Genomic DNA, 26,157 nt, shown 5'->3' on the forward strand with positions numbered 1-26,157 from the left:
CTCGGCGGAGGCAGGTGATCGTGGCCCCCGGCGGGCGGACGCGTTCCGATGCCCGCGGCCGGTCACCGCCCGGATCACGCAGGCCCACCTTGGGCCGCCGGGCAGCAGGGGCACCGTCTGATCGGCTGTCCACCTCGCCGTCTGGTTCGGGGAGGAAGGCGACTCCATGAGCTGTTTCACCTGCCGTCTCTGACATATCACCCATATCAGGAAGGGCTTTCCGGCTACGCTTGGACCGTGCCCGTCTACGTGGCCGTGGATCTCGGAGCTGAGAGCGGCCGGGTGCTGACCGGCGAATTCGATGGTGAACGGCTCGCGGTGCGGGAGGTGCACCGCTTCGCCAACCGGCCGGTCCGCGTCCTCGACGGCCTGTACTGGGACGTGCTCGGGCTGCTCGCGCAGACGCGCGGAGGCATCGCGCTGGCCGCCGCCCGCGGTCGTGTCACCAGCGTGGGCGTGGACGCCTGGGGCGGCGACTTCGCCCTCCTCGACCGTGACGGGCGGCTGCTGGCCAACCCCCGCCACCACCTCGATCCCTACACCTCCGGGCTGGCGGGCCTCGTCTCCTGGCAGGACCACTACGAGCTGACCGGCATCCGCCCCGGGCCCGGCACCACGGCCTGCCAGCTGCTGGCGCACGCCGGATCGCCGCTTCTGGAGGCGGCCGACCACCTGGCGATGATGCCGGACCTGTTCACCCTCTGGCTGAGCGGCGAGATGGTCACCGAGCGGACGATCGCGAGCACCAGCCAGCTGCTGGACGTCAGGACCGGCCGCTGGGCGAGCAGTCTTGTCACCCGCCTGGGCCTGCCCCGTCACCTGTTCGCCCACCGGATCACCGAGCCGGGCACAATCGCGGGACCTTTGCGCGAGAAGGGCAGGGACGGCCCGGGTGGAGTCGTGGTCGTCGCGGTGGCAGGCCATGACTCCGCCTCCGCCGCGGCGGCGCTTCCCGTCTCGTCCGGCTCTGTCGGCTACGTCTCCTGCGGCACCCGCTCGCTGGCGGGACTGGAGCTCGACGCCCCGGTCACGAGCCGGGCGGCCAGGCTCGCGGGTTTCGGCAACGAGGGCGGCGTCATGGGGACCGTGCGATTCACCCGCACCCTCAACGGCCTGCTGCTGCTCCAGGAGTGCCGCAGATCCTGGGGCGTGCGCACCTCGTACGCGGACCTGGTCGCCGAGGCCGCCGCCGCGCCCGCCTTCGGGCCGCTGATCGACCCCGGCCACCCGTGGTTCCTTGAACCCGGCGACATGCCGGCGAGGATCGCGGCCTACTGCCACTCGACCGGGCAGGCGCCGCCCGCCGGCCGAGCGGAGACGGTGCGCTGCGTCCTGGAGAGTCTCGCGTGCTCCTACCGCTGGGCCCTGGAGCAGGCCGAGTTCCTCAGCGACCGGCGGGTGGAGGCCGTGCACCTCGTGGGGGCCGGGGCCTCCAGCGAGACGCTGTGCCGGCTCGTCGCCGACTTCGCCGGACGGCCCGTGCTGGCCGGTCCCGTGGAGGCGACCGCCGTGGGAAACCTGCTCATCCAGGCCATGGCCGACGGCCGCATCGGCTCCCTCACCGAACTGCGCGAGGTGGTCCGCCGCTCGTTCCGGCCCCGGCCGTTCCCACCCGGCCGCGAACGGGAGCCGTACGAGATCGCCTACTCCCGATACCGGCAGCTGACCGGGATAGACAGATTCCACGTCGATGCGGGACCCGGGCTGGGCACCGGCCGGGAGCGCTGACCCGTAGGCGGCCGATCGGCTTCTCGACCCCGTCCGGCGAGCGGTAGCCTACGTGCCCCGACACCCCGCACCTCCGGCCGTGCCCGGCGGCGCCGTCTGGAAGGTTCCGTTCGTGAGAGCGTTCGTCGTGACCGGGCCTCGCCGCTTCCCCGTGTGGGACGTCGAGTGAATGTATTGTCGTTTTATGCCTGCCACAGCCCCCTTGTCCGATCAGTGGGTGTGATGATCCCCGACCCGTCGGCCGACTGGGCGCGCAGCGGCGTCGTCCCGCTGACCGGCCGCGAGAGCGGCCCTCCGCTGGTGCCACCGGGTCGTGCCGCCACCGTGGCGCGGGAGCTGGCCGACCGTTTCGCCGAGTTCACCGGGGTGCGGGTGGACGGTGCCCGGTTGCTGTCGGAGCGTGCCGCCTTCACCGGCCACCGGCGGGGTGGGGCCGTGTCTGCCGGAGGCGCGTGCCGGCTGCTGCGCACCGCCGACGGCTGGGCGGCGGTCTCCTGTGCCCGCCCCGACGACCCGGCGTTACTGGGAGCGCTGGTCTGCGCGGACGTGGGCGACGACCCGTGGCCGGCGGTCACCAGCTGGATGCGCGAACACACCGGTGCCGAGCTCGCCGAGCGGGCGGCGCTCCTCGGCGTCGCCGCAGGCCCGGTCCGGCACCGGGCCGTTCCGCCCGCCCCGCTCACCCCGCCCGCGCCCGCGCCCGCGACGCCCCGGCCGCCGGACGGTCTGCTCGTCGTGGACTTCAGCGCGCTGTGGGCGGGCCCGCTCTGCGCCCACCTGCTCGGCCTGGCCGGTGCCCGGGTCGTCAAGGTGGAGACCCCGTGGCGGCCGGACGGCGCCCGGGGCGGGAACGCCGCGTTCTACCGGCTGCTGCACGCCGGGCACCGTTCGGTCGTGCTCGACCCCCGCACCCCCTCCGGACGGCACGCCATGGCCGCCCTGGTCGGCGCCGCCGACATCGTCATCGAGGCGTCCAGGCCCCGCGCGCTGGCCGGTTTCGGGCTCGACGCCGAGGCCGCGGTCGCCGCCGGCACCGTCTGGATCTCGATCACCGCGTACGGGCGCGGGAGCGACCGGGTCGGATTCGGTGACGACGTCGCCGCGGCGAGCGGACTGGTCGCCCATGACGCCGACGGGACCCCGCTGTTCTGCGGCGACGCGATCGCCGACCCGCTCACCGGCCTGGCCGCCGCCGTCCTCGCCGCGACGGCGCCGCCGGACGGCACGGGCGCGCTGTGGGACGTCTCCATGTCCGACGTGGTCGCCGCCACGCTGGATCCCGCCGCGGCGACGCCCCCGAGCCCGGTGGCCACCCGGTCGCGAAACGGCGGCTGGGTCGTCGACACCCCCTCCGGCCCGGTCGACGTCGCCGTCCCGCTGCGGCGGGCGGCGTCCGGAAGGGCGCCCGGGAGCGGGGAGCACACCGCCGAGGTGCTGCGCGAGCTGGGCGTCGTGTCCCGGTGACCGGTCTGCTGCTGCGCGACGCCGAGCTCGACGGGCACACCGGGATCGACGTCCGCGTCGAAGACGGCCACGTCGCCGAGGTGGGCGTCGCCCTTGGCCGCCGGCCTGGAGAGGCCTGGTACGACTGCCGGGGCGGCGCGCTGCTGCCTGGGCTCTGCGACCACCACCTGCACCTGCACGCGCTCGCCGCCTGGAGCACCTCGGTGCGCTGCGGCCCTCCCGAGGTGACCGGGCCCGCCGCGCTGGCCGCCGCACTGGCCGCGGCCGTCCCCGACGAGCACGGATGGATCCGTGGCGTCGGGTACGCGGAGACGGTCGCCGGCGACCTCGACGCCACCGTGCTGGACCGCCTCCGTCCCGACCGCCCGGTCCGCGTCCAGCATCGCAGCGGCGCGCTGTGGACCCTCAACACCGCGGCGATGGCCGTGACCGGCCTGGCCGGGGCCGACCACCCCGGCGTCGAGCGGGACGACCACGGCTTCCCCACCGGACGGCTCTGGCGCGCCGACGGCTGGCTGCGCTCCCGGCTGCCGTCCGCCGGACCGCCCGACCTCACCCCGGTGGGCGCCGCCCTCACCCGCTTCGGCATCACCGCCGTCACCGACGCAACCCCCGATCTCGACGCCGGCGCCGTCGCGGCGATCACCGAGGCCGTGCGTGGCGGGGCGCTGCCCCAGCGCGTCCATCTGCTCGGCGTCCCGCTGGACACCCCGGAGGGGCCCGATGACCCCGCGGGGCCACCGGGCCCCTCCGTCGGGCCGTACAAGATCGTGGTCGCCGATTCCGGGCTGCCCGCACTCGACGAGCTCACCGGCCGGATCCGGGCCGCGCACGCCGCCGGGCGCGCGGTCGCCGTGCACTGCGTCACCCGCGAGGCGCTGGTCCTGCTGCTGGCCGCGCTGGACGACGCCGGATCCCTACCCGGTGACCGGGTCGAGCACGCCGCGCTCGTACCGGCCGAACTCGCCCCGGAGATGGCCCGCCTCGGCCTGCGCGTCGTCACCCAACCGGGCTTCCTCGCGCACCGGGGCGACGACTTCCTGCGGGACCTCCCCGCCCGGGACCACAGGGATCTGTACCGCTGTGCCACCTTCTTCCGGACGGGCGTACCCGTCGCACTGTCCAGCGACGCCCCCTACGGCCCACTCGATCCCTGGGCCGTCATCGGCGCGGCGACCCGGCGGCGCACCCCGTCCGGGCGGGTCGCCGGTCCGGGCGAGCGGCTCACCTTCTCCCAGGCCCTCGGCGCCTACCTCGCCCCGCCCGGAGAGCCGGGCGGTCTGGCCCGGCGCGTCCGTCGCGGCACACCCGCGGACCTCGTCGTCCTGCGCACCCGCCTCGCCGACGCGCCCGCCGACCCGGAACCCGTCCGGGCGGTGCTGGTGGGAGGACGTCTCGTCCGGGACGATCCCGGCACGGGTCCCGCCGGCCGGTAAGGACCGTGGATTCGCCATGCGACGCCCCGAGGATGCCCCGGCCCCCAGGCGGGGAAGGACACCGACCCTCACCGGCCGCCGATCCGCGGGCGCGTCGAGCTCAGCCCTTCAGGCCGGTGTGGGCCAGGCCCTCGATGAACTGCCGCTGCGCGAGGACGAACACCACCAGCACCGGTAGCGCGGTCATCGAGGCGGCGGCGAGCTGGACGTTCCACATCGGCCCGCCGTAGGCGTCGACGAACTGGGTCAGCGCCTGCGGGAGGGTGAACCTCTCCGGCGAGGAGAGGTACACGATGGGTTCGAGATAGAGGTTCCAGCTGTGCAGGAAGGTGAAGATCGCGACAGCGCCGAGCGCGGGACGGGCCAGCGGCAGCGCGACCCGGTAGAAGGTGCCGAACCTGCCGAGCCCGTCGACACGGGCGGCCTCCTCCAACTCGCCGGGCAGGCTGATGAAGAACTGTCTCATGATGAAGGTGGCCAGCACGCTGGGCGCGCCGAGGATCGGCACCAGGATCAGCGGCCAGTGGGTGTCGGTGAGCCCCAGCCCGTGGAACATCTGGAACAGCGGGACGATCGTGACCTCGCTCGGGATGAGCAGCCCGAGCAGCACGACGACGAAGAGGACGTTCTGGCCGGGGAAGCGGATGCGCGCGAAGGCGTACCCGGCCATCGCCGCCACCGCCATCGTCCCCACCGTGACGACCAGGGCGATGTAGAGACTGTTGAGATACTGGCCCGCGAAGGGCTGCAGCCGGAAGACCTGCCCGTAGGCCGAGTCGTCCCAGTCCGCCGGAAGCAGCCTCGGCGGGAAGGCGAAGATCTCACTTACCGGTTTGAACGACGAGGTGACCATCCACCAGGTCGGGAAGACGAACGGCACGCACAGCAGGCACAGCAGGCCGTACAGGAGCGTCTTCAGCCGCGTCGGCGTCTCATGTCTCATTGACGACCCACTTCCTGCGCATCCGCCACTGCGCGACGGTGAGCAGTGCCACGATCGCGAACAGCAGGACCGACAGCGTCGCGCCGTATCCGAAGTGATGGAACTGGAATGCCTGCTGGTACAGGTAGTAGACGAGGACCGTCGTCGACATGCCGGGGCCGCCCTGGGTGAGCACCGCGATCTGCGCGAACACCTGCAGCGACCCCACCACGGTGATGATCGAGGTGAGCAGGATGGTCGGGCTGATCAGGGGGACGGTGATCCGCCTGAAACGGGTCCACGCCCCGGCGCCGTCCAGCGCGGCGGCCTCGTAGAGCTGGGCCGGCACGCCCTGAAGAGCGGCCAGGAAGAGCACCATGTTGAGTCCGACGTTCTTGAGGACCTGAACGAGGATCACCGCCGACATCGCCGTGCCCTCGCCGCGCAACCAGTTCGGGCCGTCGATCCCGGCGGCGCCGAGCAGGCCGTTCACACCGCCGTCGTCCTGCAGCAGGAACTGCCACACGATCGTCCAGGCGACCAGCGAGACCACCACGGGCGAGAAGAAGACCGTACGGAAGAACGTGGTCCCGCGTAGCCGCTGGTTGAGCAGGATCGCCAGGAGCAGTGCCAGGGCGAGATTGAAGACGACCAGGCCGACCGAGAACACCGCGGTGCCGGCCAGCACCTCGCGCAGGTTGGCGTCGGCGAGCAGCCGGTCGTAGTTCTCCGTGCCGACGAACTCGAAGGTGCCGGCCAGCACGTTCCACTCGTGCAGGCTGTACCAGAGCACGAGCCCGAGCGGCAGGAGCACGAACAGCACACTGCCCAGGAGTTGCGGGGTGATGAGCAGGTATCCGACCAGGTTGTCGCGGCGGCGCACGGTCCAGAAGGGCCGGCCGCTCCCCCTGCCCCCGGTGGCGTTCCCGCCGGTGACCGGCCGGATGTCAATCCGGCCGGTCACCGCGGATCTCGGGTGTGAGACGGCCACGTCACGTACCCAGCATCGGCTGGATCTTGGCGCACACCCCGCCCAGCACCGCCTTGACGTCGGCGCCGGGCCGCCAGAGCGGGTCGAGTGCGGCCCGCACGGTCTGCGCGAGCTCCGCCTGGCCGGTGTGGCTGGGCTTGACCACGCCCTTCTCGATGCCGCCGATCACGACCTGCTGGAGCTGCTCGGGCTTGAGCAGCGGGTTGCTCTTGGCCAGGGTGTCCGCGGTGAGCTGGGAGGCCCGGGGCGGCGGGAAGTAGGCGGCGAGCCTGGCGGAGTTGGCGGGGTTGGTGAAGAAGGCCAGGAAGTCGACGGCCGCCGCGGCGTTCGCGGACTTCTTGAAGACGCCCAGGCCCGCCTGGCCGATCACCGAGTACTCACCCTTGGGGCCCGCGGGCAGCGGGACGAGATCCCAGCCGAACTTCGCGTCCTGCAGAAGCGAGGCGCGGGAGATCTGGGTGATGGTCATCGCCGCGTCGCCCGCGAAGAAGTCCGCCGTGGTGCCCGGACCGGGGAACGCCTTGTCCGTGAAGACCGCCCGGTGCAGGAACGTCATCGCCTCGGCCATCTCGGGACTGTCGAACCCGCAGGTCCTGCCGTCCTCGCTCCAGGCCTGGGCGCCCCAGCCACCCCACACCGAGGCGAGGTTGTCCCAGCTCTTGTAGTCGAAGTCGCGGACGACCATGCCCGCCTTGCCGGTCTTCGAGACGACCGCGGCGTTCTGGGCCACCACCTTCTCCCAGGTCCACGTACCCTCCTCGATCATCTCAGCGGGGGTCTTCTGGCCCGCCTTCTTGAGCAGGTCGGTGTTGACGAACACCCCGAACGGCGAGGTGGAGAACGGGTAGGCGTACAGCCTGCCCTCGGCCTGCCAGAGCTTGACCGCCGAGGGGGTGAGGTCGTCGAAACCGTAGCCCTCGGCCTTGCGCAGCGTGTCGTCGAGCGGCGCCAGCGCGCCCGAGGAGACGAAGTCGGGCGCCGAATTCTCCAGGATCCAGGCCAGGTCGGGGGCGTTGCCGCCGGCGATCTGGGTGGTCAGGGTGGTGGTGTAGTTCTCGAAGGGGATGGGGTCGAACGTGATCTCGCCGACGTCGGGGTGGGTCTTCCGGTATTCGGCGGCGATCTCGTCGAACAGCTTCAGATGTGCCTCGTTCGAGGTCCAGATCGTCATGCGCAGCGGTTGCGGGCCCTTCGCCACGCGAGTGGCCTCGTTCGCCCCGCCGCACGCCGTCAGGGTGAGCAGCGCCGCCAGCGCGACGGCCGCGGGCTTTCCGAATGGTCTCATGGTCCGATCTCCTTGCTGGGAATCCCCCGACGGTCGTGGTGGGTGCGCGGTCAGTAACCGGTCACCTGCGGCCAGCGCAGCTCGACGCCGTCGCGGGCGAGCCGGTGCTGGAAGGCGGCGAGCAGGCCCTCGTCACCGCGTACGGCGTGCGGGGTGGTGGCGTTGTCCAGGCAGAAGGCGGCGAGGGCGCCGGCGGCCTCGCCGACGTTCCACTCCACCGGGTGCAACCGGTAGGCCCCGTTGGTGATGTGGGTGGTGCCGATGTTCTTGGACGCGGGCAGCAGATTGGTCATCCGCTGCGGGACGAGCGCGCCGAGGGGGATCTCGAACGGCGAGCTGGCCACGTCTATGTAGTTGTCGCCCCCGGTGGAGGGGTGCAGGTCGATTCGGTACATCCCTACGCCGACCGAGTCTGCGTAGTTCACCGCGCCCTTGTCCCCGCGCACCGCGAGCGACAGGTCCTGCTCGGCCACGGTGTACAGGGCACGGATGCGGCGCGACTCGCGGATGTAGGGCGCCTGTGCCAGGCCGTCGTCGCCACCGCCGGTGACGTCGCCCCGCAGGCGCAGGCCGGGGAAGCCGGTCCCCCCGTCGGGGCGCGGCGCCTCGGTCTGCAACCAGTACAGCACCGAGCGGGAGAGCTCGCGGGCCCCGGCCAGGTGCCTGTCGGCGTCCGGCACGTCGATGACCGGGCCCTCCAGGTAGTCGATCATCGGCCAGTTGACCAGGGTGATGTCACTGGCGTAGGCGCCGTCCGTGAAGTTGCGCCGCGCGGCGATCCTGCGGAAGGTCCACAGGTTCGCGTCGCCGGGGTTGAGCCGCTGGTCGGCCTCGACGAGCAGCGGGTCGTCGTCGGGGTTGGGGGTGAAGGAGCGTTCCACGATCTCCAGGGTCCTGGGGTGCGGACAGCGCCAGGACAGCAGCCGGTCACCCCAGAAGTCGGGCTGGTAGCCCCGCCAGAACTCATAGGATCCGGGCCTGTCGATGATGTGGTCGCCGTCGACATGGTCGATCGCGAAGCAGACCGAGACCGCCTGCATGTTCGTCGGCTGGGCCTCGGCGGGCGCGCTCGGCTCGCCGGTGTCGCCCTGCGACTCGAACCCCGTCACGTACTCGGTGCCGGTCAGCGGCAGCAGCTCGCCCGTCTCGGTGGCGTCCAACACGTACGGCGCGACGGCGGTGACCTCCCCGCCCCCATCCCGGTGCTCCAGACGGACCGCCCGCACCCGGTCGCCGTCGACCTCCGCGCCGACCGGCCGATACGGCTGCAGGACGCGCAGCCGCCCCGAACCCCGGTACGGCGCGAGCATGGCCTCGATCACCGCGACCGCGACGCGCGGCTCGTGACAGAGCCGGCTCACGTGTCCGGCTCCGGGGTTCAGCTCCCGCCAGGCCCGCGACCGCTCGGTCAGCGGATAGTGGTCGCGGTAGTAGCGGCGGATGCCCTCGCGCAGCGCCCGATAGGAGGCCGTCACACCGAACCTCTCCACCCAGGAGTGCTCGTCGGGCGGCACCGCCTGGCTGGTCAGCTGCCCGCCGAGCCAGTCGTACTCCTCGGTCAGGATCACTGTGCGCCCGGCTCGCAACAGCGCCAGGGCGGCGGCGACGCCGCCCAGCCCTCCGCCGACGACCACCGCGTCCGCCGATATCTCAACCACGTCGGGGCTCTCTCCCATCGTTCTTCGACCAGCTTGGAATCGGTGCGAGCGTGGATCCCTCGACCAGCTCGCAGGCCAGCAGTTCCTGCGGTGTCTCCCCGCCGCTCTCCAGCAGCTCCGCCAGCAGCTCGACGGCCCTGCGCCCCATCTCGCGGCGTGGGATGCGGAACCCGGTGAGGTCGACGTCGACCTGGACGGGCCTGGTCGGGGCGCCCAGCGCGAGGATCGACAGGTCCCCGGGGATCGTCAGACCCCGCTCGCGCACCGCGTGCGTGATCGCCACGGCGTCGGCGGGTTCCTCGACGAAGGCCGCGGTCACCCGGGCCGCCGACAGCTCCTCCAGCAGTTCCCCGGGGGTCCTGCCGGTGACCTGGACATGCACCCCGTCGGCTCCGACCGCGGCCACGGCCTCGCGGAAGCCGCGCATGCGGTCGGCGGGCGACTCGGCGCCCGCCCCCGCACCGACGTAGGCCAGTCGCCGATGGCCGAGTCCCGCCGCCCGGTCGACCAGGGCGCGCACCGCGGGCGGGTAGTCGGCGCCCACGTACGGCACCGGCGCACCGGCGTCGTCGCGGCGGCCGATGGAGACGAAGGGTATGCCCTCCGCCAGCAGCCGGGCCAGGTCGTCGCGGTCGACCGTGCGCCCGAGGAGGACGCAGCCGTCGGCCAGCCGCACCCGGCTGTCCTCGTTGAAGATCCGGCGCCGCTCCCCCGCGGCCCTGGCGCTGGTGAACAGCAGCAGGTCGCAGCCCATCTCCTCGGCGCACTCCTCGATGCCGAGCAGGAAGGGATGGTAGAAGTCGGCGCTCGCGGTCGGGAAGACCGCCTCATAGGTGAAGACGCCCAGGATGCGGTTGCGCCGCTCGGCGAGTCTCCGGGCGACCGGGTCGGCGACGTACCCGGTCTCCCTGATCACCCTCAGCACCCGCTCACGCGTCTCCGGGGCGATGCGCACCTCGGCGTCGGTCCTGTTGTTAAGGACCAGCGACACGGTGGTCTGGCTCACTCCCGCGATGCGGGCGATGTCCTGCTGGGTGAGTCGGCGACCGGGAGCAGTCACGATCCGTAGCTTCCCATCTGGTGATAATGCGCATTAGCGCGGTTGGGCCGTCATCTTGCAAGTGACCGCCCCCTCCTGTCAAGAGCACGGATCCGGGACCGTCCCTAGGAAATATCACCCGTGATAATTCGTATTAGCGCCTTGACGTGCGAACGCGCCTGGCAGAACCTTTGCGATCAGAGAGATTTGCTCACCGTCACTCACAGTGAAAGTTGTCGCGAAGGGACCGTTGATGACCGAACCTCTCCTGGACCGCCGCGGGCTGCTGCGCACGGCGGTCGGCGCCGGTGTGGCCGGCGGCCTCGGCCTCGCCCTGCCACAGGCGGCCACGGCGTCGATCGTGGACACGGCCGCGGCCGCCCTGGTGGGACCCGCCGGTTTCCCCACCTACCAGTACATCGGCACTCCGTTCGCCAAGGCGAGCCTGCGCTACAACCCGACCAACGAGCTGATCTTCCCCTGTATCCGGGGCATGTACGACAAGATCGCCAACCCGCTCGCCCGCTACTACCTCTACTACGCCCCGCACGACGCGCCCGGCGGCATCTGCCTGGCCTACGGCGACTCGCTCGGCGGCCGGTTCACCGAGTATCCGAGCAATCCGATCATCTCCAACAACTGGTCACCGCACTACTCGGTCAGCCACGTCTCCTCGCCGCACATCATCTGGAACCCTGACAACCGGCAGTTCTACCTGTACTTCCACGGCGAGAACACCACCACCCGGATGGCCTGGTCCACCGACGGCGTGCACTTCACCTACCACGGCAGGGTGCTGCACACCGGGGTCATCCCCGGAGCGACGGAGACGTCCTACGCGCGGGTCTTCGAGCACGCGGTCCCCGGACTCGGCAACAAGTACGTCATGATCTTCATGGGCGTCACCAACGGCACCCGAAAGATCTTCTGGGCCTGGTCGTCCACCGGCAAGAACTGGCAGTTCGACCCGACCCCACTGGTCTCGCCCGGACCAGACGGGCAGAGCGACCTCTCCGGGCCCACCCTCGTCAAGCGCAACGGCACGGCGTACGTCGTCTACCACGGCAACAGCGGGAACATGTTCGTCACCGAGGTGGGAAACTCGTTCGACCGGGAGGTCCACCTCGGCGTCTTCCACCGGCCGCTGGCCGGGGCTCCCGACAACGGCCGCAGCGCAGCGCCCTCCTTCGGCACCGACGGCGGCGTGCAGTACATGTTCTACGAGGCCGGCCAGCGAAGCCGGTCGACGATCGCCGTCGCCCGCGCCGTCTAGGGACACGCGTTCCCTGACGGCGCGATCCGGGAACGCGAGGTCCTGGGGCGCGAAAGCGACATCCCGTACCGGGTAGTGGGGGTCAGGATCTCGATCCTGGTCTAGTCTCACGATCGTGACGATCAGGAACTCGCACTGCTCCTTCTGCGGTGCGGCCTTCGCCCCCGGCCAGTCCTGGCCGCGCACCTGTGCCGGCTGCCGGAACACCTCCTACCTCAACCCGCTGCCGGTCGCGGTGATGGTGCTGCCGGTCGACGACGGCCTGCTGGTGATCCGCCGTGACGTCGAACCGCACCGGGGCGGGCTCGCCCTGCCCGGCGGCTTCGTCGACATGGGCGAGTCCTGGCAGCGGGCGGCCGTCCGGGAGCTCCGGGAGGAGACGGGAATCGTCGTCGACGCGGACGAGGTGCGCCTCCTCGACGTGCTCAGCGCCCCCGACGGCACCGTACTGATCTTCGCTCTGGGGCCGAGGACCCGCTCGGCCGACCTCCCGCCGGTCACGCCCACGGCCGAGACGACGGAGTGGCTGCTGATCGACGGGCCGAGGGAACTGGCGTTCCCGCTGCACACCAGGATCGTGGCGAAGTACTTCGAACGAAACGATCACTAGTGGCACGGACTGGCGGAGCGACCTGTCCGGCGGGCGACCGGCTACTCAGCGGGCTCCGGGACGCGCCAGGCAAGGCCGGTGCCCTCCACCTGGACACCGACCCTGGTGCCGGTGGCCATCGGGTCGGCCGGAGCCGGTATTCGCGCGGTGACGTGCGTGCCGTCGGGCAGGCGCACGGTGACCAGCGCGTCGTGGCCGTGAAAGTCATCGCCGGTCACGGTCGCGATCACGGCCTGCGGGGCCGGTGGCGCGGTGATCCGGACCTGTTCGGGACGTACCAGCACGGTGAGCGCCCCGTGGCCGGAAGGGAGTCCGGCCACCGCGACCGGACCGAGCGCGGTGCTCAACACCGCCGGATCATCGCGGTGCCCGGGCTCGGCCTGTGCGGGCAGCAGGATCGCGTCACCGACGAAGGTGGCCACCCAGGCGTCGGCGGGCCGGCGATAGACACTCGTGGGTGAGCCGTGCTGGACGATCACGCCTTCGCGCATGACCGCGATCTGATCGGCCGTCGACAGTGCCTCGCCCTGGTCGTGAGTGACGAGGATCCCGGTCGCACGGTCCGCGCGCAGCGCGGACCGCACATCGTGCCGCAACTCCGCGCGCAGTCCGGCGTCGAGCGCGCTGAACGGCTCGTCCAGCAGGATGAGAGAAGGCCGCGGCGCCAGGGCACGGGCGACCGCCACCCGTTGTTGTTGTCCTCCGGACATCTGATGCGGCATCCGCTCGCCGTACCCGGCCAGGCCGACCAGGCTCAGTGCCTCGTCGATCCGGCCACGACGCCGCTCGGCCCGGCTCAGCCCGTATCCCACGTTGTCGCGTACCGACAGATGAGGAAAGAGCGCGCCCTCCTGCGGCACGATCACGATCTGGCGCCGCTGGGGCGGCGTGTGCGCGGTGGGGCCGGCGACCACTTGCCCGTCGACGACGATCTCGCCCGCGTCGATCCGCTCGAAGCCCGCAACGCAGCGCAGCAAGGTCGTCTTCCCGCAACCGGAGGGACCCAGCACAGCCGTCAGGGTGCCGCTCGGCACGGTGAGATCAACACCGTCGAGAGCGGCGACGGTTCCGTAGCGCCGGACGATCCCGCGTAGTTCCAACCGGCTCACCGCTGAACCTCCTTGCTGAGAATCCCGGTACGCGCGGCCAGCAGCCACGTGGGCACCGACGACAACACCACGAGCAACACCGCGTAAGGTGCCGCACCGGCGTAGGCGGCCACCGCCGTGTTCGTCCACAGCTCGGTGGCGAGGGTGTCGACGCCGGTCGGGCGTAGCAACAACGTCGCCGGCAGTTCTTTCATGCAGGTGAGGAAGACCAGCGCCGCACCGGCGCCGATGCCCGGCAGCGTGAGCGGCAGGGTCACCGTACCCAGCACCGCCAGCGGCCCGCGCCCCAGGGATCGGGCGACCTCTTCGAGTACGGGCGGCGCCTGGGCCGTCGCCGTGGCGACGGCGGTGACGGCCAGCGGAAGGAAGAGCGCGGCGTAGGCGAGCGCGAGCAGCCAGGTCGTCTGATAGAGCGGGTAGGCGACGTTGATCCCGAAGAACACCAGGGACAACCCGATCACCACCCCGGGCAGGGCGTGGCTGAGGTAGCCGAGCCGTTCCAGCATCGCGGACAGGCGACCGGGCACACGGGCACTCAACACCCCCAGCGGCAGCGCGAGCAACATGGTCAACGCCGTCCCCGCCAGGGAGAGCCACAGGGAGTTGCCCGCGGCCACCATCACCTCCGGCCAGGTTCCCGGGCGGGAGACACCCTCGGCCATCCGCCGGGCGAGGCTGAACGCGGTGACGCCGAGAGCCGAAACCGCGACGGCCAGCAGCGCGGCCACCGCGGGCCAGCGTGCCCGGCCCAGGCCGGCCCTGCCCGGCGGGCGGCGGGTGCCGTTCAACCGGGCGTAGCGAGCCCCGCGCCGCCGGGTCGCGCCTTCCCCCGCCAGGACGAGCACGGTCAGTGCCACGAGCACGGTCGACAGCACCAGCGCGCCGGTCCGGTCGAAGCCGAGGTCGAACGCCAGGAAGATGGCGCGGGTGAAGGTGTCGGCGCGCACGATCGAGACCGCCCCGAAGTCCGACAGCACGTAGAGCGCCACCAAGAGCCCGCCGCCGGCGATCGCGGGGCGGATCTGGCGCAGCGTCACCTGTGTGAAGGTGCGCCAGCCGCCGTGGCCCAGCGATCGCGACACCTCCTCCTGAGCCGGGTCGGCACCGGCCAGGGCCGCGGCCACCGGCAGCAGGACATAGGGATAGGAGCACAGCGTCAGCACCAGGGCCGCCGCCCAGAAGCCCTCGAAACCATCCACCGTGGACACCCAGGCGAAACCGGCGATGTAGGTCGGCACCGCGAGAGGTAGAACGGCCAGGACGGCGAAGACCCGGCGGGCCGGCAGATCGGTGCGCACGAGCAGGAAGGCCGAGCCGACGCCGAGCACCAGGCAGCCGGCGGTCACCACGGCCGCCAGGGCGAGCGTGCCCGCGGCCAGCGCCGCGACCCGCCCGGTCAGCAGTTCCTCGGCGATCCGGACGCCGCCCGCCTCGGCGGTCCTGACCGCGAGATAGACCAGCGGGATCAGGGCGACCGCCACGGCCACCACGGACGACGTGAGCAGCACGGGCCGTGCCGGCCGCGGCGACCGGCCACGGCCCCGTGGCCGGCTCGCGCTTTCTGTCGTGGGGCTACTAGGGGGTGGCGGCGGAGACCCGCCGCGCCCCTTCTGCCTCGCGGAGAGCGATGACGTTCTCAGGGGACCAGTCCCGATTCCTTGATGAGCGCGATCGTCGCCTCAAGCTGGTCGAGGTCGTTCAGGTCGACCGCGGGAACCTTCAGGTCCTTCAGCGCGGGCACTCCTACGGGCGATGCGGCTTCGGCGATGACGGGGTACTCGAAGGTCTCCTCGGCGAAGTACTTCTGTGCCTCGGCGCTGAGCAGGTAGGTGACGAAGGCCTGCACGTCAGGATTCTGAGCGGCCTTCTTCAGCACGCCGACGCCCGCCACGTTGACCAGGGCGCCGCTGTCGCCGTCGGGGAAGAAGTGCAGCTTGGCGGTGAGCGTGTCAGGCGTCGTCCCCTTCTCCTTGGCCAGCTCGCCCAGGTAGTAGTGGTTGATCAGGCCGACGGCGAGCTTGCCGGAGTCGACCTCCTCCAGGATCGGGCCATTGCCTTCACGGATCTGCGGGTCGTTGGCCTTGAGTCCGGCCAGCAACTCCTTGGCCTTGGCCTCTCCATGTTGCACGGTCACAGCGGTGACGAACGCCTGGAAGGACGCGTTGGTCGGGGCCACCCCGACCTTGCCCTTCCAGGCCGGATCGGTGAGGTCGAACACCGAGGTGGGCAGCCGGTCGGCGGGAACCAGGTCGGGGTTGTAGACCAGCACCCGCGAGCGGGCGGTGACACCGACCCATTCCCCGCTCTTGGCCCGATAGGTGGCCGGCACCTGGTCGAGCACGGCGGCCGGCAGCGGCGCGAACATGCCCTTCTTGGCCACGGCGCCGAGCGCGCCGGCGTCCTGGGCGAAGAAGGCGTCCGCCGGTGACTTCTCCCCCTCTTCGAGAAGCTGGGTGGCCATGGCCGCGGTGGCGGCGTAACGGGCCTCGACCGCGATGCCGCTCTGCGCGGTGAACTTGTCCAGCAGAGGCTTGACCAGCGACTCGCTGCGCCCGCTGTAGACGGTGATCTTCTTCTCGGCCGTCGGGTCGGCGGTATCCGTGGATTCACCGCACGCGGCCAGCCCAAGGACGAGAACACCGGTGGCGGCCAGTGCGAGCACGGTTTTGGGGAGAAAAGTCGGCACTGCGGTACTCCTTCGGTCCCGGAGAAGAGCCCCGGCTACAACTACATCGCTGTAGAAGTTAGCAGAGGCTAACCTAAGGGTCTTCTATGGGGGCCCGATGGTCACCGTAGGGCATCCGGCCTGCGACGCTGCGACGCCACGCGCGGGTTCCCCAGGTGTCCGCGGTCGCCTGGGGACCACCGGCCACGCACGTTCCTCGCGGCGAGGAGAGCGGGTGCCCCGGCCTTCACCAGGCCGCTCGCGTGCAACGGGCCGGTCGCCTCCGGCGGCGGAAGGACGAGCGGGTCATCGCCAAACCCGCCCTGGTGAAGTCGGCGGCGAGTATCGACGCCCGGCGTCACCTCACCGCGGACGCTCGGCGCTGAGGCCACCGGTGCAGGGGCCGCCGGGCTGCGTCAGGTCGACGATGGCCTCTCCGGTCCACACCACCGATCCCGCTGCCACCAGGACGGGAACCACGAGCAGGAAGGCGCCGCGCGGGCCGGGCAATGGTTTGAGCAGGGCGGCGATCCGGCGCGGGACGGGCCCGGGACCTCGCCGGGCCAGGAACGGCACCGCCCCGGACGGCGCCCCGTCATCGTGAGACAGCAGGGCCGCCATGGCGATCGCCCGGGCTGTCGCCCTGCGGTCACCGATCTGCTCGGCGGCCTGTTCGTCGGCCCAGCGCTCGATCAGGTATCCCACCAGGTGGCGGACCTGCCACAGGAACGGGTGGGCCGCGACCGCCAACCGGCTCGCCAACAGCCACCGGTGATGATGCCCGGTCAGGTGGGCGTGCTCGTGCGCCATGACCACCGCGTGGTTCTCTTCGTCGAGAGCGTTCAACATGCCCTGGGTCACCACGATCCGGCCCGGCCGCCCGGGGAGGGTGAAGGCGGCCGGCCGTTCCTCGGCCACCACCACGACGACGTCATCACCGGGAAGAGCCGCGGCCTGTTCACGGGCCGCGCACAGCGATCGCCGCTCCCGCCGGGCGCCGCCGGCGAGAGTGGCGACAGCGGTCACCAGGAAGGCGAGAGCGACCCAGTACGGCCATTCCAGCGGTTCACCCTGGACGAGAAGCAGGACGGCATGGATCGAGACAGCCATCACGCTCACCGAACTCGCGGCCGCGACCACGACGGCGGAGGATATGAAGGCCACCGTCGCCGCCGCCGGTTGTTGCCGGTCGACCAGCGCGGCCATCGAGACGACCAGTGCCGCGGGGGCGACGAGCGTCGACAGGACGAAATGGTCGATCATCAGGCTCCGTTCCCGTCTTCCCCCAGCAGCAGTCGCCGGACCAGCTCCTCGTCGCCGGTCGAGAGCCCGGAGATGAAATGCGTCAGGACGGGTGCGTGGTCGGCCTCGGCATCGAGCAGCCGACTCATCCGCCAGGCGACCAGCCCCGAGGGGTCGGCGGGCGTGGCATAGCGATAGGCCCGCCCGGACCGCTCGCGCGTCACGATGCCCTTGTCGTACAACCTGGTCAGGGTGGTCACCACGGCACTGTAGGAGAGTTCGCCACCCCCCTTGTCACCGAGCAGGCCGCGCACCTCCTCCGGAGACAGGGCGCCGGACGCCTCGTGTAGCACGGTGAGAATCTCCGCTTCCAGGACACCCGGGGATCGGCGAGGGCTCATCGGATGAGCCTAGCGACCCCGTTCACCGGCCGAAGAGCGGCCTCGACGGCACGCCGATCGCCCCGGACACCCCTGCCTCCACGGAAGCGCGGAGGCGCCTGGCCGACGAGCCGGCACTCGTCCCGAGTCCGAAACCCGCCGCGTGCCACGACGCGATCCCGCGCCGGGACGAATCACCGGCCCCGATGCCGGACCTCGGGATCGTGTCGACCCGTACGCCGGGCCGACACCGCCACGGACGCGCTACAGCTTGACCTCGCCCGTGACACAGGTGATCGTGCCGCCGCCGACCCAGATCGTCCCGTCGGCGTCCCGGGAGACGTGGGCACGCCCGGCACGCCCGAGGACCGTCCCCTGGCTCGCCACATACGGTGCCTCGGCGCGGCCGGTACGGAGCAGCCACTGCGCGAGCGAGGCGTTCAGGCTCTCGGTCACCGGGTCCTCGGCCGTGGCGCCGTCCTTGGGGAAGAACGCCCGCACCTCGAACGCCTCCGGCGACCCCTCGGGGTATGGGCCGACCACGCCCACGTCGAGATCCACGAGTCCTGGCCGCAGCGCGAGCACCTCGTCCGCGCTCGCCAGCAGGACGGCCACCCAGCCGGGTCCGTTGTCCGCCCACTCGGCGTCCAGGATCTCGGCACGGCCGATGCCCAGCATCCGCGCGACGCGCTCCACCACCGGCTCCTCGACCGGTCCCGAGCGGAACAGCGGCGGCGCGGCGAAGGCCAGCCCGTATCCGGTCCGGCGCACCGGCACCAGCCCCGCCCCGCACTCCTGGACGATCACGCCGGCCCCGCTCGGCGTCCCGCCCGCCGCCAGCCAGGCGTGGCAGGTGCCCAGCGTCGGGTGCCCGGCGAAGGGCAGTTCCGAACCCGGTGTGAAGATCCGCACCCGGTAGTCCGCGCCGGGCACGCTCGGCGGCAGCACGAAGGTGGTCTCCGACAGGTTCGTCCAGCGCGCGAACCCCAGCATCTCCTCGGTGGTCAGCCCTCTCCCGTCGAGCACGACGGCGACCGGATTACCCCGGTATGGAGTGGTGGTGAAGACGTCGACCTGCTGGAAGGGGCGCGGCATGCCGCCGAGTATGCCACTCCGGGCCTCGAGTCCACGCCTTGACAACGTTCACGGCGGGCGCTTGTAATGATCCACGTCGCGTGTCGCCGGCCGGGAGGACGGCGGTGGCATGGAGGCGCCGGAACAAGGGATGATGTCGTGACTTCTCACTTCACAGGCTGCGCCTGACCGCATCGCGCCCGCGCGCCGTTCCCGCATCCGGTGGTGCTGAGCACCGCTTTCGCACGTGAGCTCCTCTCGAATCCGACGGCCCACCGCCCCGGGTACCCTTCGAGGCTCCATGCCCGCGGCGGACCCGGCCCCGGGGCTCTCACCGCCGAGGCCGACCGGCCCACAGCGGAGCCGGAAGCACACCTGGACCACGAAGAACGGCGACCGGTCCCGAATCCCAGCGCGATGACCACCCGGACCAGCCGGTACCGGCCGTTCCAGTGGCATCGTGCCGCTCGCCGAACGCGCCGGCCGGGCCGCGGGAAGCGGGCCGCCACCACGCTGCCATCGGTGCCTTCACCCAGGGCCGACCGGCCGCACGCCATCCGGTGACCGCTCTCGTCACCGGGTCTGTCCCGTCAACGAGCTTCATCCCGTCATCCGCACAGCGGAAGGATCACGTTTTGAACGTCACACACATCCCCACCACGCCCGACGACAGCGCCGCGGCTCTGGCGGAGCTCGGGGCCCTGCGGTCCCGTCCCCCCGTCCTGCCCGCCGACGCCGACCTCACGCCCGTCCTGCCGCACAGCGGCGGCATTTCCGGCACCTGGGTCAGTGCGCCCCGCAACCCGGCGGGCCTGGTGGCGACCGAGACGGGGGTCACGGTCTACGTCCACGGGGGCGGATTCGAATACAAAAACCCCCACATGGAACAGGTCATGGCTTATCGCTTGTCCCGAGCGACCGGCCGCCCTGTCCTGGCGGTGGACTATCGTCTCGCCCCCGCCCACCCGTATCCCGCCGCACTCGACGACCTGGTGACCGCCTATCGAAGCCTGCTGGACCAGGACGTGCCCGCCTCACGGATCATCCTGGCGGGTGAGTCCGCCGGGGGCACGTTGCTGCTGTCGGCGCTGCTCGTGCTCAAGCAGGCGGGCGATCCCCTCCCGGCGGGGGCGGTGGCCGTTTCCCCGCAGACCGACCTCACCCTGTCCAGCCCGTCCATCGACGCGAACGACGGGCAGGACTTCGTCAACCGGGCCGTACTCGACCACGTCCGTACCCAATACCTGGCCGGAGCACAGCCGGACCGAGCGCCTCAGTCCCCCCTGCACGGCGAGCTCGACGGGCTGCCGCCGCTGCTGCTCGCGGTGGGCTCGAAAGAGGTGATGCTCGACGACGCGCGGCGCTTCGCCGAAGCCGCCTCCGCCGCCGGAGGAAACGTCTGTCTCGACATCTACGACGGCATGCCCCACGCCTTCCACGCCACCGTGCTGTCGGCCACCCCGCTCCCCGTCGCCACCACCCTGCTGCGCCGCGTCGCGGACTGGGTCGACCAACGGGACCGATCACAGTGACCGTCCCAGGACTCCGAGTCAGATGAACGGGCCGACGAGGCCGGCGAACTCCTCCGGGCCGACGATCCGCACGCCCAGGCTCTCGGCCTTGGTCCGCTTGGAGCCGGCCTTCTCCCCGGCCACCAGCAGGCTGGTCTTCTTCGAGACGCTGGAGGAGGATCTGCCTCCGGCGCGCTCGATCAGCTCGTTCATCTGGTTGCGGGTCAGCTCCTCCAGCGCCCCGCTCATCGCGCCGGTGACCACGACGGACATCCCGGCCAGCGGCAGCCCGGACGTGCCGCCCGGCTCGGCACCGGGGTCGACGTCGGCGCCGGGATCGGCGGGTGGCGTCCAGCCCGGCTCGGTCATGGTGACCCCGGCCTTGACCAGCTTGTCGATGAGATCGGCGAGCTCGACCAGCTCGGCCACCACCACCGGTGACTTCTCCGGGCCGATGCCCTCCACCGCCTGGATCGCCTCGGCGTCGGCCGCGCGGACGGCGTCCATGCTGCCGAAGTGCCGGGCGATGCGGCGGCTCATGGACCGGCCGGTGCCGCGCACGCCCAGCGCGCAGAACACCCTGCTGAGCGGCTGCGCCTTGGCCCGCTCGATGGCGGCCAGCAGGTTGTCGGTGCTGGTGGCGCCCATCCGCTCCAGGCCCAGCACCTGCTCGCGGGTCAGGTAGAACAGGTCGGCGAAGTCGGCGATCAGCCCGGCGTCCAGTAGCTGCTGGATGCGGTTCTCGGCCAGGCCCTCGATGTCGAGCTGGTCGCGACCGGCCGCATATCCGATGGAGGCGATCGCGCGGCAGGCACGCCCGCGTACGCACCGCCACCGCTCCTGGGAGGCGTCGATCGCGTCGCCGCAGGACGGGCAGACCTGCGGGATCGCGATCGGCCGCTCATCACCGGTGCGCAGGTGCACGACCGGCGCCTCGACCCTGGGGATCACGTCGCCGGCCTTGTAGACGACCACGGAGTCGCCGAGCATCAGGCCGCGGCGGGTGATGTCGGCGACGTTGTGCAAGGTCGCGTAGGTGACGATGCTGCCGTCGAGCTCGACCGGCTCCAGCACGGCGCGCGGGGCGATGATGCCGGTGCGGCCGGTGTTCCACTCGACATCGATCAGCTTGGTGATCTTCTCGGTGGCGGGCAGCTTGTAGGCGATCGCCCACCGGGGCGCGCGCGAGCTGAACCCGGCCTGTGCCTGGTCGGCGGCGAGATCGCACTTGATCACGATGCCGTCGATGCCGAAGGCCAGATCGGCCCGCTTGGCGGCGATCTGTTCGACCCGCCGCTGAACCTGTTCCAGGGTGGCGGCGACGATTCCGCCGACGTCGGTGACGGCGGGAGTCTGCACGCCCTGTCCGGCGACCCACGCCATGACCTCGCTGTGCGGCAGCTCGCGCAGCCGCACGGCCGGCTCGGAGGCGTCGTCGGGGTGTGGCAGCGCGCCGTAGCCGAAGAACGTCAGCTCGCACACGTACGGCCGGTCCTGGGCGCGCAGCGTGCCCGCGGCGGCGCTGCGCGGGTTGGCGAACGTGGTGCCGTCGTGCGCCTGGCGCTTGACGCACGCCTGCTCGAACTGCGACGCGGTCATCATCACCTCACCGCGCAACTCCACCGTGACCGGCTCGGCCAGCCTGGCGGGCAGCCCCACGATGGTGCCGATCGCGTGACTCACGTCCTCGCCCTCGACGCCGTCCCCCCGGGTGACCAGCTGCGCCAGCCGCCCGCCACGGTAACGCGCGGCGATCGCCAGCCCGTCGAGCTTCGGCTCCACGCTCCACGCCGTGACCGGCCGGCCCAGCCTGCGCTCCAGCGACGCGGCCCAGTCGGCCAGCTGCTCGGCGCCGAAGACGTTGTCCAGGCTCAGCATCGGCACCGTGTGCGGCACGTCGCCGACCACCGCGCCACCGGCCACCTTGCCCGTCGGCGAGGTCGGCAGCACCTCGTCGGGATGCTCGTCCTCGTAGGCTTGGATGCCTCGGACCAGCCGGTCGTAGGCGTCGTCGTCAAGCGTGGAGGTGCCGTCGCCGTAGTAGGCCGCGGCGGCGTCCAGGGCGAGCTGAACGGCTTCGGCATAGGCGGTCTGATCGGCGAGAAGAGTGCCGGGGAGTGCGTCGGTCATGATCCCATCATCGCGTCCGGCACCGACAGTTTCGGCCTGTGGACCACGGCCCCGAACCGGGGCGCCCCTCCCGGGTGCGGCCCCCGGAAAAGTGCCGCACCTGTGGACGACGTCGCCGAGGCCGTCGCGTTCCCGACGGGTGGCCGCGCATCGTGGATCGACGGGATCGACCTGCCCGTGGGACGGCGGCCTCCTGGCCGAATCCGCCCCCCGAAAGAGCCGCGAGAAGCACGGGACTTCCATCCGCGATCGACGGTAATGGCTCTCGAAAGCCACGATCAGCGCGTTTCTTCTCGGTTCCCCAGGATGTCACATACCCCTCCCGGCGGTGTTCCGCGAGAAAAGCTCTCGGAACACCGCCGGGAGGGGCCAAAAGCGCGCCGGCCACCTCCCCGCACCCGAAGCCGAGGAGATGGGCGCACCGGAGACCTTCTGTGACCGTATGACATCGATCCAATACACTGCGCGATCAATGATTGTGGCAACGGCCCAACCGACACAGGAGGATGCTCCATGCGACGCGTATTCACCAAGATCGGCAGTTGCGCGGCGGTCGCGACGCTCGCCCTCGCGGGGATACAGCCCGCCCAGGCCGAGCAGGTCGCCGCCAACCCGCCGGCCTACTTCGAGATGACCGACATCAGCAGGGGGTCGTTCATCGTGAAGATCGACAAAGCGGCGGACATCGAACACGCCAGGGACCTGGTGAGCGGCGCGGACAAGGAGAGGCCCCACCTGCTGGGCCGGATCACCAAGCGTCCCGCCCCGTTCAACCCCGGCTGGAGCTACCACTTCGACCCGGCCACGCTGGGCTTCTTCGACGTGGCCATCGAGGTGTGCGACGCCACGATGACATACGTCGAGGACCACCTCGACGAGGCGGGCGGCGCGTTCCTGCCCGGAAATCTCTGGTGTCCCTGGGGCTCGAAGCTGGTGAGGGAGGTCCCCGCGCCGTAACGGTGTCCGCACCGCCGGGGGTGATCACCACTCCGGGGAGAGGCGCGAGGGCCACGCCCACGACGGACAGTGGCCCGCCTCCTCGCGTACCGGCCTAGCCGCGCAGCCGCTCCATCGCCGGGTCGTAGAGCGGCTCCTCGGCGACGACGGCACTCACCCGCCGGTCGAAGTAGCCGATGTGCAGCTCTCGCCCCGGCACGGACAGCTCGGCGGGCAGCCAGGCGTAGGCGATGCCCCTGCCTATCGTGTAGCCGTATCCGGCGCTGGTGACGTATCCGGCGCAGGACCCGCCGTCGTACACCGGCTCCTTGCCCATGACGACGGCGGCGGGATCGTCGACGGTGAGGCAGGTCAGCCTGCGCCGGGTCGCCGCGCCACGCTCGGCCAGGGCCGCGCGGCCGATGAAGTCGCCCCTGCCGGCCTTGCGCACGGCGAAGCCGAGGCCGGCCTCGTAGGGATCGTGCTCGTAGGTCATGTCGGTGCCGAAGGAGCGATAGCCCTTCTCCAGCCGCAGGCTGTTGAAGGCGCCCCGGCCTCCGGCGATGATCCCGTGGGCCTGGCCGGCCTCCCAGAGGGTGTCCCACAGCTTGGCGCCCATGTCGGCGGTCGTGTAGAGCTCCCAGCCCAGCTCCCCGATGTAGGAGAGCCGCAGCGCGGTGACGGGCACGGTGCCGACGTGGGCGCGCGCACCCCGGAAGTAGCGGAAGCCGCCGGGGCCGAAACCGGGACCGGCCAGCGGGGCCACGACGTCACGGGCCCGCGGACCCCAGACGCCGACGCAGCAGGTGCCCGGCGTGACGTCGGTGACGGTGACCGATCCGTCGGCGGGCAGGTGACGGTGGAGCCAGTCGAGGTCGAGGTTGCCGTTGGCGCCGACCTGGAACAGGTCGCGGCCCAGTCTGGCCACGGTGATGTCGCTGCGGATACCGCCGTCGTGGTCGAGCAGCAGGCAGTAGGTGACGGAGCCGACGGACTTGTCGACGTCGCCGGTGGAGATCCGCTGGAGGAAGGCGGCGGCTCCCCGGCCCGCGACCTCGATCCGCTTGAGCGCACTCATGTCGTAGAGCGCGACGGCCTCGCGCGAGGCCTGAGCCTCGGCACCGACGATCGGTGACCAGTAACGGGCGGCCCAGTCGTTCGGCCGGGGGATGTCGCGGCCTTCGAGCAGTGGCGCGTTGGCCTCGTACCACTGGGGGCGCTCCCAGCCGGCGGCCTCCAGGAAGTACGCGCCCAGCTCGCGCTGGCGGGCGTGGAAGGGGCTGGTGCGCAGCGGGCGCAGGTTCTCGGCCGGCTGGAGCGGGTGGATGATGTCGTAGACCTCGACGAAGTTCTGGCAGTCACGGGTGCGCACGTACTCGGGGGCCAGCTGGTGGGCCTCGAACCGGTTGACGTCGCACTCGTGCAGGTCGAAGGAGGAGCAGTGGCCGTCGGCCAGCCATTCGGCCATGGCCCGGCCCACCCCCGCCGAGTGGGTGACCCACACGGCCTCGGCCACCCAGAAGCCCCGCACGTCGCGCGACCGGCCGAGCAACGGCATGTTGTCGGTGGTGAAGGAGAACAGGCCGTTGACGCCCTCTTCGAGCACCGCCTGCTCGGTGGCGGGCAGCAGCGCCCGTGTCTCGGCCCAGGCGGGGGCGAAGTCGTCGCCGGTGAACGGCAGCACCGAGGGCATGACCTCGGCGTCGGCGACCGGGAGGATCTCCTCCGGGGTGATCGGCATCGGGCGGTGACCGTAGTAGCCGATGCCGAGCCGCTCGAACCGCTCCCGGTAGTACAGGTCGGCGTCCTGGTGACGCAGGATCGGCCGGACGGCCTCCGCGCTCTGCCCGCCGAGCGCGGGGACGGGGCCGGTCCAGGCGAGCTGGTGGGCCAGGGGGGTCAGCGGCAGCGCCATGCCGACCATGCCCGCGATCCTGGGGCCCCAGATACCGGCGCAGCAGACCACGAGGTCGGCGGGGATCTCACCCCGGTCGGTGACGACGGCCGCCACCCGGTCGTCCTCGACCCGGATGTCCAGCACCTCGTGCCGGTCCAGCACGCGTACGCCCCGCTCCTGTGCTCGCTCCAGCTGGACCTCGACGGCGCGTACGGCTCCGGCCAGGCCGTCGGTCGGGACGAACAGCCCGCCGAGGACTTTGGCCTTGTCGAGCAGGGAGTGGTGCTCCACGCACTCCTCGGGGGTGAGCAGGCGCGCCTCGAGCCCCCAGGCGGTGGCCCAGCCGTGGCGGCGGTGCAGTTCGGCGAGCCTCTCGGGCGTGGTGGCCACCTCCAGGCCGCCCACCTGGAGGAAGCAGTCGAGCGCGACGAGCTTTTCGACCGTGTAGCGGGCCAGCTCGGTCATGGTCTTGGACGGGTTGGTCTGGAACACCAGCCCTGGCGCGTGGGAGGACGATCCGCCGGTGGCGGGCACGGCACCCTGGTCGACGACCGTGATGTCGTCCCAGCCCTTCGCCGAGAGTTCGTCGGCCAGGGCCGCCCCGACGACACCGGCTCCGATGATGACAACGCGTTGGCCCGACATACACACCTCCGTCGTTGCACAGTCCGGAACACGGTGCGCTTCCCGCAACAGATTCTCCCTTTGCGGGTGGCACTGTCAAGAACGGGCCGTACTCGTCGCTGAAGGGTCCGGGCACGGCATCGGGGCACGCCGCGGACGCAGCCGTCCGCGGCGCGCCCGATC

Annotated in this window: 20 protein-coding genes; 7 read left to right on the forward strand and 13 right to left on the reverse strand. The window is 71.5% G+C overall.

Going from position 1 to position 26,157, the window contains the following annotated elements:
- Positions 1 to 237: 237 nt before the first annotated feature.
- From AB0K21_RS22835 to AB0K21_RS22845, 3 genes are all read left to right on the forward strand, one after another.
- Complete coding sequence (locus tag AB0K21_RS22835) at positions 238 to 1,728, forward strand: rhamnulokinase family protein (RefSeq protein ID WP_364152902.1); 1,491 nt, start codon at positions 238 to 240, stop codon at positions 1,726 to 1,728.
- A 222-nt stretch (positions 1,729 to 1,950) separates the two neighbouring features.
- Positions 1,951 to 3,192: a CoA transferase gene (locus AB0K21_RS22840; protein ID WP_364153082.1), complete on the forward strand. Its 1,242-nt coding sequence runs from the start codon at positions 1,951 to 1,953 to the stop codon at positions 3,190 to 3,192.
- Entirely contained in the window at positions 3,189 to 4,628 is a 1,440-nt protein-coding gene (locus tag AB0K21_RS22845) for an amidohydrolase family protein (RefSeq protein WP_364152905.1), read from the forward strand. Before AB0K21_RS22840 ends, AB0K21_RS22845 begins: the two co-directional genes overlap by 4 nt.
- Positions 4,629 to 4,728: 100 nt before the next feature.
- On the opposite strand, the gene AB0K21_RS22850 is transcribed toward AB0K21_RS22845, so the two are convergent.
- Genes AB0K21_RS22850 through AB0K21_RS22870 form a run of 5 tightly spaced genes read right to left on the reverse strand, consistent with a single transcriptional unit; the run spans position 4,729 to position 10,544 of the window.
- Complete coding sequence (locus AB0K21_RS22850; RefSeq protein WP_364152908.1) at positions 4,729 to 5,571, reverse strand: carbohydrate ABC transporter permease; 843 nt, start codon at positions 5,569 to 5,571, stop codon at positions 4,729 to 4,731.
- Positions 5,561 to 6,514: a sugar ABC transporter permease gene (locus AB0K21_RS22855; protein WP_343967244.1), complete on the reverse strand. Its 954-nt coding sequence runs from the start codon at positions 6,512 to 6,514 to the stop codon at positions 5,561 to 5,563. Before AB0K21_RS22855 ends, AB0K21_RS22850 begins: the two co-directional genes overlap by 11 nt.
- Before the next feature lie 28 nt (positions 6,515 to 6,542).
- Complete coding sequence (locus AB0K21_RS22860; RefSeq protein WP_343967242.1) at positions 6,543 to 7,826, reverse strand: sugar ABC transporter substrate-binding protein; 1,284 nt, start codon at positions 7,824 to 7,826, stop codon at positions 6,543 to 6,545.
- A 50-nt stretch (positions 7,827 to 7,876) separates the two neighbouring features.
- Positions 7,877 to 9,484 (reverse strand): FAD-dependent oxidoreductase, encoded by a 1,608-nt coding sequence (locus AB0K21_RS22865; RefSeq protein WP_343967240.1) that lies wholly within the window; start codon positions 9,482 to 9,484, stop codon positions 7,877 to 7,879.
- On the reverse strand, positions 9,477 to 10,544 hold the full coding sequence (locus tag AB0K21_RS22870) for a LacI family DNA-binding transcriptional regulator (RefSeq protein WP_364152913.1): 1,068 nt from the start codon (positions 10,542 to 10,544) through the stop codon (positions 9,477 to 9,479). Before AB0K21_RS22870 ends, AB0K21_RS22865 begins: the two co-directional genes overlap by 8 nt.
- Positions 10,545 to 10,776: 232 nt before the next feature.
- On the opposite strand from AB0K21_RS22870, the gene AB0K21_RS22875 reads away from it, so the two are divergent.
- Together AB0K21_RS22875 and AB0K21_RS22880 are read left to right on the forward strand one after the other, a co-directional pair.
- A complete protein-coding gene (locus AB0K21_RS22875; RefSeq protein WP_343967236.1) occupies positions 10,777 to 11,796 on the forward strand; it encodes a hypothetical protein in 1,020 nt (339 codons plus the stop codon).
- A 115-nt stretch (positions 11,797 to 11,911) separates the two neighbouring features.
- Positions 11,912 to 12,406 (forward strand): NUDIX domain-containing protein, encoded by a 495-nt coding sequence (locus AB0K21_RS22880; protein WP_343967234.1) that lies wholly within the window; start codon positions 11,912 to 11,914, stop codon positions 12,404 to 12,406.
- A 41-nt stretch (positions 12,407 to 12,447) separates the two neighbouring features.
- On the opposite strand, the gene AB0K21_RS22885 is transcribed toward AB0K21_RS22880, so the two are convergent.
- The 6 genes from AB0K21_RS22885 to AB0K21_RS22910 all read right to left on the reverse strand — a co-directional run bounded on the left by AB0K21_RS22885 (position 12,448) and on the right by AB0K21_RS22910 (position 18,897).
- Complete coding sequence (locus tag AB0K21_RS22885) at positions 12,448 to 13,515, reverse strand: ABC transporter ATP-binding protein (protein ID WP_343967232.1); 1,068 nt, start codon at positions 13,513 to 13,515, stop codon at positions 12,448 to 12,450.
- Positions 13,512 to 15,023, reverse strand: coding sequence for an iron ABC transporter permease (locus AB0K21_RS22890; protein ID WP_343967230.1), 1,512 nt, complete (start codon positions 15,021 to 15,023; stop codon positions 13,512 to 13,514). The genes AB0K21_RS22885 and AB0K21_RS22890 overlap by 4 nt, the downstream gene beginning before the upstream one ends.
- 128 nt (positions 15,024 to 15,151) lie before the next feature.
- Positions 15,152 to 16,201 (reverse strand): iron ABC transporter substrate-binding protein, encoded by a 1,050-nt coding sequence (locus AB0K21_RS22895; RefSeq protein WP_364152919.1) that lies wholly within the window; start codon positions 16,199 to 16,201, stop codon positions 15,152 to 15,154.
- A gap of 342 nt (positions 16,202 to 16,543) precedes the next feature.
- A complete protein-coding gene (locus tag AB0K21_RS22900) occupies positions 16,544 to 17,443 on the reverse strand; it encodes a M56 family metallopeptidase (protein WP_343967225.1) in 900 nt (299 codons plus the stop codon).
- Positions 17,443 to 17,823, reverse strand: coding sequence for a BlaI/MecI/CopY family transcriptional regulator (locus AB0K21_RS22905; protein ID WP_364152922.1), 381 nt, complete (start codon positions 17,821 to 17,823; stop codon positions 17,443 to 17,445). The genes AB0K21_RS22900 and AB0K21_RS22905 overlap by 1 nt, the downstream gene beginning before the upstream one ends.
- 243 nt (positions 17,824 to 18,066) lie before the next feature.
- A complete protein-coding gene (locus AB0K21_RS22910; RefSeq protein WP_364152925.1) occupies positions 18,067 to 18,897 on the reverse strand; it encodes a PhzF family phenazine biosynthesis protein in 831 nt (276 codons plus the stop codon).
- A 614-nt stretch (positions 18,898 to 19,511) separates the two neighbouring features.
- On the opposite strand from AB0K21_RS22910, the gene AB0K21_RS22915 reads away from it, so the two are divergent.
- Positions 19,512 to 20,408 (forward strand): alpha/beta hydrolase, encoded by an 897-nt coding sequence (locus AB0K21_RS22915; RefSeq protein WP_364152928.1) that lies wholly within the window; start codon positions 19,512 to 19,514, stop codon positions 20,406 to 20,408.
- 18 nt (positions 20,409 to 20,426) lie between these two features.
- Here AB0K21_RS22915 and ligA read toward each other — a convergent pair whose 3' ends face one another.
- Positions 20,427 to 22,517, reverse strand: a complete 2,091-nt coding sequence (gene ligA / locus AB0K21_RS22920; RefSeq protein ID WP_364152931.1) for an NAD-dependent DNA ligase LigA — start codon at positions 22,515 to 22,517, stop codon at positions 20,427 to 20,429.
- A 513-nt stretch (positions 22,518 to 23,030) separates the two neighbouring features.
- Here ligA and AB0K21_RS22925 point away from each other — a divergent pair.
- A complete protein-coding gene (locus AB0K21_RS22925; RefSeq protein WP_364152934.1) occupies positions 23,031 to 23,474 on the forward strand; it encodes a calmodulin-binding protein in 444 nt (147 codons plus the stop codon).
- A gap of 94 nt (positions 23,475 to 23,568) precedes the next feature.
- Here AB0K21_RS22925 and AB0K21_RS22930 read toward each other — a convergent pair whose 3' ends face one another.
- Positions 23,569 to 25,995, reverse strand: a complete 2,427-nt coding sequence (locus AB0K21_RS22930; protein WP_364152937.1) for an FAD-dependent oxidoreductase — start codon at positions 25,993 to 25,995, stop codon at positions 23,569 to 23,571.
- Positions 25,996 to 26,157 lie beyond the last annotated feature (162 nt).

Source organism: Streptosporangium sp. NPDC049248 (assembly GCF_040678965.1).
Taxonomy (GTDB): Bacteria; Actinomycetota; Actinomycetes; order Streptosporangiales; family Streptosporangiaceae; genus Streptosporangium; species Streptosporangium fukuiense.

Bases quoted from the DNA above. Each gene is read 5' to 3' on its own strand.
- AB0K21_RS22925 (WP_364152934.1), top strand. From the start codon at position 23,031: ATGCGACGCGTATTCACCAAGATCGGCAGTTGCGCGGCGGTCGCGACG.
- AB0K21_RS22850 (WP_364152908.1), bottom strand. From the start codon at position 5,571: ATGAGACATGAGACGCCGACGCGGCTGAAGACGCTCCTGTACGGCCTG.
- AB0K21_RS22930 (WP_364152937.1), bottom strand. From the start codon at position 25,995: ATGTCGGGCCAACGCGTTGTCATCATCGGAGCCGGTGTCGTCGGGGCG.
- ligA (WP_364152931.1), bottom strand. From the start codon at position 22,517: ATGACCGACGCACTCCCCGGCACTCTTCTCGCCGATCAGACCGCCTAT.
- AB0K21_RS22875 (WP_343967236.1), top strand. From the start codon at position 10,777: ATGACCGAACCTCTCCTGGACCGCCGCGGGCTGCTGCGCACGGCGGTC.
- AB0K21_RS22900 (WP_343967225.1), bottom strand. From the start codon at position 17,443: ATGATCGACCATTTCGTCCTGTCGACGCTCGTCGCCCCCGCGGCACTG.
- AB0K21_RS22910 (WP_364152925.1), bottom strand. From the start codon at position 18,897: ATGCCGCGCCCCTTCCAGCAGGTCGACGTCTTCACCACCACTCCATAC.
- AB0K21_RS22905 (WP_364152922.1), bottom strand. From the start codon at position 17,823: ATGAGCCCTCGCCGATCCCCGGGTGTCCTGGAAGCGGAGATTCTCACC.
- AB0K21_RS22860 (WP_343967242.1), bottom strand. From the start codon at position 7,826: ATGAGACCATTCGGAAAGCCCGCGGCCGTCGCGCTGGCGGCGCTGCTC.
- AB0K21_RS22840 (WP_364153082.1), top strand. From the start codon at position 1,951: ATGATCCCCGACCCGTCGGCCGACTGGGCGCGCAGCGGCGTCGTCCCG.